The sequence below is a fragment of the Blautia massiliensis (ex Durand et al. 2017) genome (assembly GCF_051861785.1).
Taxonomy (GTDB): domain Bacteria; phylum Bacillota; class Clostridia; order Lachnospirales; family Lachnospiraceae; genus Blautia_A; species Blautia_A luti_A.
On sequence record NZ_CP146725.1, the window covers coordinates 3,422,876 to 3,434,886 of the forward strand.

The window sequence follows — 12,011 nt, forward strand, 5'->3', positions numbered from 1 at the left end:
GTGGAAAAAATGGCAAAGACAGTAAGAATGACAACTGCACAGGCAATTGTGAAATTTCTGGATAATCAGTATGTTTCCATGGACGGAGTGGAGACAAAATTCGTAGAAGGATTTTTCACGATCTTCGGACACGGTATTGCTGTAGGACTTGGTGAGGCACTGGATACAAATCCGGGACAGCTGAAGGTTCTTCAGGGAAGAAATGAGCAGGGTATGTGTCACGTTGCTACCGCTTTTGCAAAACAGAGCAACCGCAAAAAAATCATTGCATGCGCTTCCTCCATCGGACCTGGAGCTGCAAATATGGTAACAGCATGTGCAACAGCAACTGTAAATAATATTCCGCTTCTTGTATTCCCGGCAGATACTTTTGCATCTCGCCAGCCTGACCCGGTTCTCCAGCAGCTGGAGCAGAGCAGCAGCCTTGCCGTCAGTACGAACGATGCATTCAAGCCAGTCTGCAAATACTGGGATAGGATCACAAGACCGGAGATGGTCATGACCGCTCTGATCAATGCAATGAGAGTTCTTACAGATCCGGCTGAAACAGGTGCATGCTGCATCGCACTTTGCCAGGATGTTGAGGGTGAGTCCTTTGATTTCCCGGAGTACTTCTTCAAGAAGAGAGTGCACAGGATCACAAGACCGGTTGCAGTAGAGGAAGAGCTTGAGGATGTGGCAGAGGTCATTGCAGGAGCGAAGAAACCGCTTATCGTTGTTGGTGGTGGTGTCCGTTACTCAGAAGCCGGAGAAGCTGTTGAGAAATTCTGCGAGGAATTCAAGATCCCATTCGGCGAGACACAGGCCGGAAAGAGTGCCTGCCAGTCCGGCAATCCGTACTGTCTTGGCGGTATCGGTGTAACAGGAACCTACGCTTCCAACATCATCGGTAAAGACGCAGACGTGGTAATTTCTATCGGTTCCAGAATGTCTGACTTTACAACAAGCTCCAAGCATCTGTTCCGGAATGAGGATGTTCAGTTTGTAAGTATCAACAACTGCAGATTCCACGCATACAAGATGGATGCAGTAAAAGCAGTGGGTGATGCAAAAGTTACCGTAGAAGCACTAGCAGAAAAGCTTCGTGCAAGAGGATATAAATCTGCATACACAGGTGAGATCGAGAAAGCAAAAGCTGCATGGGATAAAGAGATGGAGCGCCTTGGAAGCATTGAGTACACAGGAGATGATTTTGAGCCGCTGATCAAGGCAAGAGATCCTCGTACGATTCCGGAATATGTAAAGCTTACAAACGGAAAGATCACACAGACAGCAGCACTTGCAGCCATCAACAGAACTATCGACAAAGATGCAACCATCATCACAGCAGGCGGTTCCCTTCCAAGCTGTATGCAGCGTATGTGGAGAACAGACAAACGTGGCGGATATCATGCAGAGTACGGATATTCCTGTATGGGATATGAGGTTGCCGCTACCCTCGGTGTGAAATTTGCAGAGCCGGATAATGAAGTATATTGCGTAGTTGGAGATTCCAGCTTCCAGATGCTCCACAGTGAGATCATGACTATCATGCAGGAGAGACAGAAAGTCAATATCATGATATTCGATAACTGCGGATTTGGCTGCATCAACAACCTTGAGATGAACCACGGAATCGGAAGCCTTGCAACAGAGTTCCGTTATACAGACGGCAAGAAACCGACCGGAGATCTGATCCCTGTAGATTATGCAAAGATCGGCGAAGGCTATGGTCTGAAGACCTATACCTGCCGCACCATCCAGGAGCTGGTAGACGCTCTGGAAGATGCCAAAAAGCAGGAGATCGCATGCCTCTTTGATCTGAAGGTTATCCCGAAGACCATGACAGACGGATATGAGTCCTGGTGGGATGTAGGAATCGCAACAACATCTGAGAAAGAAAGTGTAAGAAAGGCCTGCGAAGGAGTTATGAAAGGCCGTGAAGAGGCAAGACTGTACTAATCTGGGAGGTAAGAAAATGAGTAAAGTATTTGGTTATCCGGAATATGACGAAAAAGGCGAAAAGATTCTTACAACATACGATAATGAGTACAAGGCCATGATGATGGACATCCGTGTTTACCGTATGAAGGCAGGGGAGACAAGAACATTTTTAAGAGAGGGTGAGGAGACAGCAGTTCTCCTCCTCTCCGGAAATATCACCTATAAATGGAACGGAAACGAAGCAGCAGCAACCAGAAAAGATGTGTTCACAGAGGGTCCTTGGTGCGTTCACGGATGTACAGGAACTGAGATCGCAGTTGTGGCAAATGCGGAGTCACAGATCCTTGTCCAGTGCACAAAGAATGAGAAAGATTTCGGTGCAAGGCTTTACAAACCGGAAGACGCTCCATGGGGATATTCCAGCGTAGGAAAATTCGGAAACGTGGCAAAGAGAAGAGTAAACACGATTTTTGATCACGACATTTCACCGGAGTCCAATATGGTACTTGGCGAGGTTCTCAATGACAGAGGAAACTGGTCCGGATACCTGCCGCACAGACATCCGCAGCCTGAGACATACTTTTTCAAATTTGATCATCCGGAAGGATTTGGAGCAAGCTTTGTCGGTGATCAGGTATTTAAGAGTACAGACGAGAGCTTTTCCGCAATTCCAGGAGGAGAGCTTCATCCGCAGGCAGTTGCACCTGGATATCAGATGTATACATGCTGGATGATTCGCCACATTGACGGAAATCCGTGGCTGCAGACAGACCGCTGCGAGGATGAGAGATATACCTGGCTTCATGACGCCGAGTTTTAAGGATTCGGAAATACTGATACTGGATCGTAAATAACAGGCAGCAGGAAGAGGAGAATGCTGTTGTCCGTGAGGAGCGGACAGCAGTAGACCTGCTGCTATTATGAAAAAAATTGTACTGACTGAAGGGAGATTTTGACAATGGCAAGAGAATTTATTGTACCTGGAGAAATTATTTCCGGTTCCGGAGCACTGGACATGGCAGAAGGAGCACTGAAACTCCTTGGTAAAAAAGCTCTGATCGTAACCGATAAAGTAATGATCGACCTGGGAAACTGTGCAAAAGTTGAGAAGGCGCTGACAAATCAGGGCATTGAATACAGCATTTATTCTGACATCTGTGGTGAGCCAACAGATACCATGATCGAAAAAGGCTTACAGATCTATAAGGATGAGAACTGTGACTTCCTGGTAGCTCTGGGAGGCGGAAGCCCCATTGACTCCATGAAAGCCATCGGCTCACTGGTAGTAAACGGTGGAAGCATTTCCGACTACATGGGAAAAGTGATCGATGTAAAGATGCCGCCAATGGCAGCAATCCCTACCACAGCAGGAACGGGATCTGAGGCAACACAGTTCACGATCATCACGGATACCAAAAAAGACATCAAGATGCTTCTTAAAGGCAAAGTTCTCATGCCGGATCTTGCCATTATCGACCCGCAGTTTACTATGACTGCACCTCCAAAGATCACAGCAGCAACAGGTCTTGATGCACTTTGCCACTGTGTGGAAGCTTATACATCCAGAAAAGCACAGATACTTTCCGATACTTTTGCAGTATCTGCAGTAAAGAGGATCTTTAAATACCTTCCGGTTGCATATAAAGACGGAAAGAATGAAGAGGCCCGTGTACAGATGTCTGTCGCTGCTCTTGAGGCAGGAATCGCATTTAACAATGCATCTGTTACCATTATCCATGGAATGAGCCGTCCGATCGGAGCACTGTTCCATGTAGCACACGGACTTTCCAATGCCATGCTTCTGAAGGAGTGCCTTACCTTTGCGCTTCCCGGAGCATACGACAGATTCGGAGCGTTGGGACGTGATATTGGTGTGGCGGATGCAACTGATTCTGATCAGGAAGCGGCTGAGAAATTCCTGAAAGCAGTAGAGGCACTTGTAAATGAACTGGATACTCCGACTCTGGAGCAGTTCGGTATCAATAAAGAAGAGTTCTTCAACGTCATCGACAAAATGGCACATGATGCCATGGACAGTGGAAGTCCTCAGAATACCATGCGTGATGTAACAGAAGAGGAAGTAAAAGAAATCTACAGAAAACTCTGGTAAAATGTAAATGTAAACCCTGCATTGCCAGATAGGAAAAGACTCCGGACCGGAGAAAAAGGCTCCGGAGTCTTTTTTCCCGTGGTAAATACAGCTGCAAAAGAAAAGGAGGCATATCCTTCATGAGAAAAAAGTATATCTGTATTCTGGTGGCAGTCATAGGAGTTTGCAGCCTTTCCGGATGCGGGTCTTCTGCAAGGAAAACAGAAGAAGAGCAGGTAACGATCGGTGTTGTTACAAAATCTAAAAGCAGTGAATATTGGTTGTCTGTCTGCGACGGAATGAAAGATGCGGCAGAAAAATATCATGCAGATGTGGTAATCCTGTCCCCGGATTCCGAAACAGAAGAAGAGGTTCAGAAAAATATGATCCGGGATCTTCTGAAAACCGATATCAAGGCGATGGCAGTTTCTCCTATAGATTCCTATGAATGCGAAGATTATTTAAATTTCGCAAGAGAAAAGGGGATTTCTGTATATGCCTGTGATACTCCCATAGAGGATTCAGAAATCCCTTATATTGGAATTGACAATGAAAAACTAGGCTATGAGCTGGGCGAGCAGCTTGCAAAGGCTCTGGATCATAAAGGAAAGATTGGCGTGATCGCCGGTGATTTTAAGCAGGCCGGACACCGGATGCGTGTTGCCGGATTTGAAAAATATATGGAAAAAGAGCCTGGGATCACCATTGAAATGGTTCGGAACGGATACAGCAATATGCGGGTTTCCCAGAAGGATGTGGATGAGATCCTGGTGAAGTATCCGGATCTTAACGGAATCATGGCCACAAGTGCAGTGACGGCCCTGGGGCTTTCAGAGGCAACTGAAGGACGGGAGATTTCTATTGTTTCCGTAGATGCTCAGGAAGATGCCTTGAAAGCGGTTCAGGATGGGCGTATCGTGGCGCTTGGCGCACAGTCCGGTTATCAGATCGGTTATGAAACCATCCGGTATATTGTGAAGGATCTGGAGGGAGAGGGAACAGGAGAAGATGAGATTCTGGATTCCCGGGTGCTTACCGAAGAAAATATCGATACATATATGAAGGATGACGGACATTCTCATCCCTGATACAAGCAGGTTTCCATCCGCTGCTTATTATTTTTTACAATCCGGCAGAGGCATTGACTGATTCGGTAAAAAGTCAGGCTGGTATCCAAAAATAAAACACAAAACATAAAAATAGGACAAAAGAAGGATGTAGAGATATCAGAATCAGAAAAACTTTGGTACAGATTTAACAGTCAGGTAAAAATAATACCGAAAAAACTAAAATTTCTCATACTATGATAATCCCGTATTTTCGATAAAATAGAATCATCAAAAGGAAAGCGAAAATAAAAATCGAAAAGAAATGAAAGGGCGGGATAATAAGATGGAGAAGAAAAAACTTTCGGTATCAACAGGGCTGTGTTATGCTGGAGGAGATGTAGGATGTAATATTGTGTTCGGAATGATCGGAACACTGCTGACGCTGTTTTACACAGATTATGTAGGGATAAGCGCAGCAACAGTAGGACTGGTAATGTTACTTTCCAGATGCTTTGATGGATTTTCCGATCTGGTCATGGGTGTCATTGTAGAGCGGACCAATTCCAAATGGGGAAAATCAAGACCCTGGCTTCTGTGGATGAGCATTCCGTTTGCGCTGTCAGCAGTACTGCTTTTCACAGTGCCGCGTACAACAGGGATGCTTCAGTTTCTGTATCTCTTTGTAACCTATAACTTCTGTACGACCATATGCTATACAGCGATCAATCTTCCATATGGAAGCCTTTCTTCAATGATGATCCGCGAATCATCAGAGAGAGATAAACTCAGTGTATTGAGAATGGGACTGTCACCTCTCGGAAAGATCGTTGCAGCAACCTGTACACTGCCGCTTGTTAAGCTTCTGGGGAATGACCAGGCTGCGTGGATCAAGGTTATGAGTGTATGGGCAGTGCTTGCACTTGCACTTCTGCTTCTCTGTTTCTTCAAATGTGAGGAAAAGGTTCAGATCGAAGCAAGAAAGAAAGATGAGAAGCTTCCGATTCCGACAATGCTGAAGGCACTTTTTGCAAATCAGTATTTCTGGGCAGTAATGCTTCTGTGGACAGTACAGAGTGTATCCTTTACGATCACAGGAACCATTCTTCCGTACTACTGCAAATATATTTTCAACAATGATACATGGATGTACAGCGCACTGTTCCTTACAGAAACCCTGGTTCTGGTAGTGGGAATCTTCATCTGCTCACCGTTGATCAAGAAATTCGGAAAAAGAAATATCGCATTTGTCGGCGGATTTGTTGCACTTGTCGGCCAGATTCTGTTTTTCCTGAATCCATACAGCTTCGGCTTCATGGTTATGAGCTGTGTCACACGTGCCATCGGACTTGCTCCACTGAACGCAGTTGTATTCAGTATGGTTGGTGATGTAGTAGAGTTCGGACAGTGGAAAAACCATATCCGTCAGGAAAGTCTGATCTTTGCAGGCGGTTCCATCGGAACAAAAGTTGGCGCAGGTATTGCCTCCGCAGTGATCACAGGTCTTTTAAGCAGTTCCGGATATGTAAGTTCATCTGCAGGAATAACTGCACAGCCGGAAACAGCACTGGAGATGATCGTTTCTCTTTATAAATTTGGACCGATCCTCATTGCAGCAGTGATCATTGTAACGCTCTTCGGATATAAGCTTGACAAAATGTATCCGGCGATCATGCAGGAGCTTACCGAGCGCGAGGCACACGGACAGTTATAAACATTTTATTGTAAAACATATATTCAACCGCAAACAGGAAATCAGGCAGGGGTAGGATACTCCTGCTGTTTCCTGCGTTTATGGGCATATAGCATAGAGAGGCGTATATCCGCTTTACGGAAGGGAGGAGTTCTATGTTAAAAAGTATCCGGGCAAAGATATTACTGGCGATCCTGACAGTAACCATGTTTACTGCCTGTTCTCTTGCGGTGGTATTTTATTTTCGGGCAGCAGGGATGATCGAAGAAAATTATTCAGGTATCCTGTATGAACGGATGCGGCAGACTATAAAAGATCTGGACGAATCCCTGAAAGAGATTTATTATGTGAATACGAGAACTGCCTGGGATACAGATATACGGAATAATGCGAAGGAATACAGCTGTACAGGAAATGAAAACAGCCTGGAAAATATGGCCGTGTTTCTCCGGGAACACAGTCGGGAATATAAAGATATCAACTCCCTTTACTTTGTCTTTCCAGACAAAAAAATGGCTGTGACTTCTGAGGAATTTCCGGTAAACAAGCAGGGGATTTCAGGAGAACATATCGAGGAATTGGAAAAAATACAGGAACTGGATTCCTTTCCGGTTCTTGTGGAATCTCCGATCCATGAAAACGTCAGCTTTCTTTCTGTGATCCAGAAGGTAGAGGATGATAACGGAGAGATTCTGGGGTATGTTGTCGCAGATATCAGGGAACGGGCAATTTATTACGAATATCTGGAAGCTGTCAATGATGAAAAGATCACCAGAATAGTTCTGGTAGACAGAAATGATGAAATCGTGACATCCGGAGACTACAGTGACATTGGAAAAACATTTCCGGAGATTACAGACCAAAATATTCCGAAAATGGAAGGCTATGCAGAAAAAAACGGTGTGATCTCTTTTTTCAGCAGAGGTAGCTTTTCAGACTGTGGCTTATATCTGGAGGTACCGAAAAAAGAAGTTTTAAGCGGACTTTCCCGGATGCGGCTCTTTCTGATCGGAATATTTGGTGCAGTTTTTGTGGCAGCTGTGCTGCTGGCACTGTGGCTCTCCAGAGTAGTCTGCGGACCGCTCAGATCCATGACTGGCACGGTTGAGAAGATTGGTGAGGGAGATCTGAGCCTCCGTACAGAAGTGACTACTGCTGATGAGATCGGAACCCTCGGAAAAGAATTCAACCACATGCTGGATTATATCGAAGCTCTGATCGCCCAGGTGATCGAAGAGGAACAGCAGAAAAAAGATGCAGAGCTGGAAGCACTGCAGTATCAGATCACACCGCATTTTATGTATAATACATTGAACTCCATCAAATTTGCGGCATTTCTGAAAGGAGAAAAAGAGCTGGCGGGGCTTATTGGAGATTTCGTGGAGCTTCTGCAGGCCAGTATCAACAAAAAGGGAAGCTTCCTTTCTGTTGCCGATGAGATCCATATACTGAAAAATTATATCCATCTGCAGGATTTTCGCTATCAGGGAAGCTTTCAGGTGAAATATGAGATCTCTGAGGAAGCATACCGGTGCTATATTCCGAGACTGATCCTTCAGCCGCTTGTGGAGAATGCTCTTCTTCACGGGATCGACATCAAGCGGCAAACAGGAAAAATCTGGATCAGCGGAAACGTAAGTGAAGGAAAGCTGATCCTCATAGTAAAGGATAACGGCAGAGGAATGACAAAAGAGCAGATCCGAGATCTTTTTAACAGTCATGCAAAAAAAACAAACGGACTTTCCGCAGTGGGGATTCCAAATGTAAAAGAACGCCTGGAGCTTTATTACGGGACACAGGGAGGAATGGAATACGTAAGCAGTGGAAACGGTACGGAGGTCACGGTATTTCTGCCTGCGATCTATGATATGCCTGAAGAAGGGAGAAATAATTAATGTACAGAACACTGGTGGCAGATGATGATTTTCTTGTAAGGAGCTATCTCAAAACCCTGGATTCCTGGGAAAAAGCAGGATATGAGATCGTGGATGATGCAGAAGACGGGGAGGAAGCTTATGGATTCCTTCAGAAAGAAAAAATCGATGTTCTTGTGACGGATCTTACCATGCCTGTGATGGATGGAATTGAGCTGATCAGAAAGATCCGTGAGGAAAACAGGGATATCTATATTATCGTGCTCAGCTGTCATGATGATTTTGAATATGTAAAAGAGGCCATGCGCCTTGGGGCGGATGAATATGTATTAAAGAACAGTCTGGATGGGGACAGTCTTTATGATACTCTGGAAAAATCAGCCCGGCTGATCGAGAACCGCAGAAAAAAAAGCCAGGAACAGGCACGGACGAGAAAGCTGATCCATCTGGGAAGTCACGCTCTGAAGTATTATTTTTTTAACGGACTGATCTCGGGGATGCTGAAAAATCAGGCACGTGAGGAAAAGCGTGTGGAAGCCGGAATCGCCGGGAAATATTTTAACAGTGCTGTGATCTGTATGTTTATGGAGAACTGGGCAGAGAGGGAAAGACAATGGACGCCGCTGGAAGTGGAACAGTATTCCCATCATTTCCGTCACAGACTGCTGGAACGTACGGAGGAGCTTCTTGGGACAGAAAGTGAATTTACGGAAGTGGTCTATCTTGGCGCAGGGATTTTTTGCTGTTTTCTTGATCTTTCCGGAGACTGCAGGACATCGGCTATGCAGCAGAGACTGACTGAGGCAGCAGCGATCTGCTACCGGCACTGTCAGGAGGATCTTTGTGATTTTGGTATCAGTGTCAGCAGTGTCAGCATGGGAGAGGATGGGATCCGCCAGGCTTATCAGCAGGCCAGAGAAATGATGAAGCTGCATTTTTATGAGAAAAAAGAGATCCTTTATTTTGAGGGGCGGAAGAAAGCGGACAGTGTTCTGCCGGAAAGTGCTGAGAAGCTGGAAGGGCAGATATCCAGGCTGAAGGCAGGGAAAGACCGAAAGAAAGCGGAGGAGCTCTGGACACAGGTTCTCGCTGACTGTCAGGATCGCTATACCGATGGAAGACTTCTGGTACAGTGGCTTAAGAAATTGAATCAGACAGCCGGAATTGAGAAAGAGCCCATCTGGTATGGAGATATCGAAAGCTTTGAGAAATTCAGGGAAAAGGGCAGTGCCTGTATTTCACAGCTTTTTGTGGGGGAAGAGGATGCTGTTCCGGAGGGAATCTCTGCTGCTGTGAAAAAAGCACTGGAGTTTATCCGGGAACATTATGAAGCGCCGATCAGCCTTCAGGATGCAGCAGATGCGGCGGAGGTGAATCCTGCTTATCTCAGTTATCTTTTCAAACAGGAGATGAAGATCGGTTTTTCCAATTATGTACAGGAGATTCGGATCGACTGTGCAAAGAAGCTTCTTTCAGAGACGAACTGTAAAGTTAAGGATGTGGCGTTGCGTTCCGGTTTTGGAGATTATCATTATTTTTCCAAGACATTTAAGAAGTTTACGGGCTTAAGTCCTGCGGAATACAGAAAAGAATCCGGATTATCATAGAAAGAGGTGCTGAGTATGGGAGTTACTATAAGGCAGATCGCGGAAGCTGCCGGTGTTTCCAGAGGTACTGTTGACAGAGCGTTAAATAACAGGGGCAGGATCCGTCCGGAGGTTGCTGAGAGGATCCGTGCCATCGCTGATGAGATGGGGTATAAGCCGAATCAACTGGGCCGTGCTCTATCCATGAGCAGAAATAATATTAAGATCGGCGTGATCCTGCAGGGTGCGGAAACACCTTTTATGAAAGAAGTTCTGAAGGGAATCCAGGAGGCGTGCGCTGAGGTGGATAATCTTGGTGGTACAGTCCTGGTCCATAAGATCGAGCATCAGAATGCGGAGGATGTTATTCTCGCCATGGAGAAGATGCGGATGGAAGAGGTTCGTGGTATTGCCATGGTTCCTTTGGATGAGGAACGTGTGAAAAGGGAAATTGACCGGTTTGTGGAGGAATTTCGGATCCCGGTGGTGACGTTTACTTCGGATGTGGAGGATACGAAACGGCTTTGCTTTGTAGGGCAGAACGGTGTGCAGTGTGGCCGTGCGGCTGCGGGGCTTATGGGGGAGCTGACCGGTGGAAAAGGAAAGGTTGCTGTGATTTCCGGCTATAGTACCAATACTTCTCTGAGCAGCAGGGTGGTTGGATTCTGTGAGGAAATTGCGCGGAAGTATCCTGGGATTGAGATCATTGGGCCGGAGTATTGCTTTGAGGAGAATGGCAGGGCCAGGGAGATTACGGAAGGGATATTTAAGGAGGTTCCGGATCTTGACGGAATATATCTTACTTCTCATGGTGAGGAGGGGGTGTGTGAGGCAATCGCCGGAGCGGGGAAAGCTGGTCAGGTGAAGATGGTTGCCAATGATTTTATGGGGCGGAATTATGAGCTGATGAGGGAAGGGTTTATTCATTTCCTGATCGGGCAGGATGCCAGGATACAGGGGTATGAGCCGGTGATGATTTTGTTCCGGCTGCTGTTTAATGGGGAAGCGCCGGAGAGGGCGAAGATTTTTACGGAAATATATATAAGGAATGAGTATACGATTCCGGAGGGGAGACACTGAAGTGGGGGTGTCTCCTTTTTTGTGCGGAGGGACGCCGCGGAAGGGGATGCTGTCTGGTCTGCGGCTTCGTCGGGGGCTGGCTTCTAGGACGCCGGAAATCTGCTAAAAGCGTTTTTCAAAAGTCCGAACTCGCAGCCTGCTGCCGCTCAGACAGCGGACTTTTGAAAAACAACGCAGATTTCCGCCGTCCAAGAATCAGCTCCCCTCCTGCAGAAGCAGAGCCAGACAGCATCCCCTTCCGCGGCTGGTGCTTCCAGCGAGAAAAAATGTCGTTTGACGATAGGTTGTGGGTCGTCAGCGCTGCGCTGGACGACTGCAAGGGCTGAGTTTGCGCCTGTTTGCCGGGAGAGTTGTGGGCATCGGCGTGGGCATCGGCGCTGCGCTGGATGCTTGGAGGGATGTGAGCTGTGATGCTGTGCTGGATGCTGGAAGGGATGTAAGCTGTGATGCTGTGCTGGAAGGGGGGGGCATCGGCGTTGCGCTGGATGCTGGAAGGGTGGTGGGGTGTGGAATGATTAGGGTGATTGTATGGGAATGTGTTGGAGATATTTTCGGTGAAGTTGACCTAAAGATATTACATATTGTGGCTAAAAATAGTTCTCGTCATTTTTAATAGAAAAAAGATGGTAATATTGTACAATATTAGGGGTTGCGATTTGTGTGTTGCGATGATATTATATTAAGCATAAAGAGCGTGTTCGGACACGCAAAGAGATTACA

At 46.3% G+C, this 12,011-nt stretch carries 9 protein-coding genes; all 9 read left to right on the forward strand.

Features of this window, described 5'->3' with window-relative positions; all coding sequences use genetic code 11:
• Positions 1 to 9: 9 nt before the first annotated feature.
• The 9 genes from iolD to V9W66_RS16120 all read left to right on the forward strand — a co-directional run bounded on the left by iolD (position 10) and on the right by V9W66_RS16120 (position 11,904).
• Positions 10 to 1,941 carry a 3D-(3,5/4)-trihydroxycyclohexane-1,2-dione acylhydrolase (decyclizing) gene (gene iolD, locus V9W66_RS16080; RefSeq protein WP_144092748.1) on the forward strand — a complete coding sequence of 644 codons (1,932 nt, stop codon included), beginning with the start codon at positions 10 to 12 and terminating at the stop codon, positions 1,939 to 1,941.
• Between the two features lie 16 nt (positions 1,942 to 1,957).
• Positions 1,958 to 2,743 carry a 5-deoxy-glucuronate isomerase gene (locus tag V9W66_RS16085; RefSeq protein ID WP_118513342.1) on the forward strand — a complete coding sequence of 262 codons (786 nt, stop codon included), beginning with the start codon at positions 1,958 to 1,960 and terminating at the stop codon, positions 2,741 to 2,743.
• A 138-nt stretch (positions 2,744 to 2,881) separates the two neighbouring features.
• On the forward strand, positions 2,882 to 4,033 hold the full coding sequence (locus V9W66_RS16090; RefSeq protein WP_144092750.1) for an iron-containing alcohol dehydrogenase: 1,152 nt from the start codon (positions 2,882 to 2,884) through the stop codon (positions 4,031 to 4,033).
• 119 nt (positions 4,034 to 4,152) lie between these two features.
• Positions 4,153 to 5,100, forward strand: a complete 948-nt coding sequence (locus tag V9W66_RS16095) for a substrate-binding domain-containing protein (RefSeq protein ID WP_144092752.1) — start codon at positions 4,153 to 4,155, stop codon at positions 5,098 to 5,100.
• 304 nt (positions 5,101 to 5,404) lie between these two features.
• Positions 5,405 to 6,772, forward strand: coding sequence for an MFS transporter (locus V9W66_RS16100; RefSeq protein WP_243121595.1), 1,368 nt, complete (start codon positions 5,405 to 5,407; stop codon positions 6,770 to 6,772).
• 134 nt (positions 6,773 to 6,906) lie between these two features.
• Complete coding sequence (locus V9W66_RS16105; RefSeq protein WP_144092756.1) at positions 6,907 to 8,646, forward strand: cache domain-containing sensor histidine kinase; 1,740 nt, start codon at positions 6,907 to 6,909, stop codon at positions 8,644 to 8,646.
• Complete coding sequence (locus V9W66_RS16110) at positions 8,646 to 10,232, forward strand: response regulator transcription factor (RefSeq protein ID WP_144092757.1); 1,587 nt, start codon at positions 8,646 to 8,648, stop codon at positions 10,230 to 10,232. The genes V9W66_RS16105 and V9W66_RS16110 overlap by 1 nt, the downstream gene beginning before the upstream one ends.
• Positions 10,233 to 10,247: 15 nt before the next feature.
• Positions 10,248 to 11,291 (forward strand): LacI family DNA-binding transcriptional regulator, encoded by a 1,044-nt coding sequence (locus V9W66_RS16115; protein ID WP_144092759.1) that lies wholly within the window; start codon positions 10,248 to 10,250, stop codon positions 11,289 to 11,291.
• Between the two features lie 352 nt (positions 11,292 to 11,643).
• Entirely contained in the window at positions 11,644 to 11,904 is a 261-nt protein-coding gene (locus tag V9W66_RS16120; protein WP_144092761.1) for a hypothetical protein, read from the forward strand.
• The last annotated feature ends 107 nt before the right edge of the window (positions 11,905 to 12,011 follow it).